At 69.0% G+C, this 261-nt stretch carries 1 protein-coding gene; it reads left to right on the forward strand.

The features are described 5' to 3' along the window. Positions 1-46: 46 nt before the first annotated feature. Positions 47-261: hypothetical protein (locus R0J92_RS24055; protein ID WP_411053530.1), on the forward strand; the 215-nt coding region annotated here is incomplete at its 3' end.

Genomic DNA, 261 nt, shown 5'->3' on the forward strand with positions numbered 1-261 from the left:
GACGGCGCCATTGCGCCGCGACACCTACGACAATGGGAGGTACGCCGTGGCTTACTGGACCGGTCTTGTGTTGGCTGCAATCGCGGCCGTGTTCCTGGTGTCCGGCTGGCGTCGCCGACGGGCGGTGCGGGCACAGCGCGTGGCGCTCGGCTATGCGGCCGACGACGAGACGCCACAGCGCCGCGATCCCCATTCCTCGATCGCGATCCTGGGCGATGCGGTCCCGCCGATCATCGTGGCCGCGCTTGCCTTCGTTGGCAT

Source organism: Tritonibacter sp. SIMBA_163 (assembly GCF_046535935.1).
GTDB lineage: Bacteria > Pseudomonadota > Alphaproteobacteria > Rhodobacterales > Rhodobacteraceae > Epibacterium > Epibacterium scottomollicae.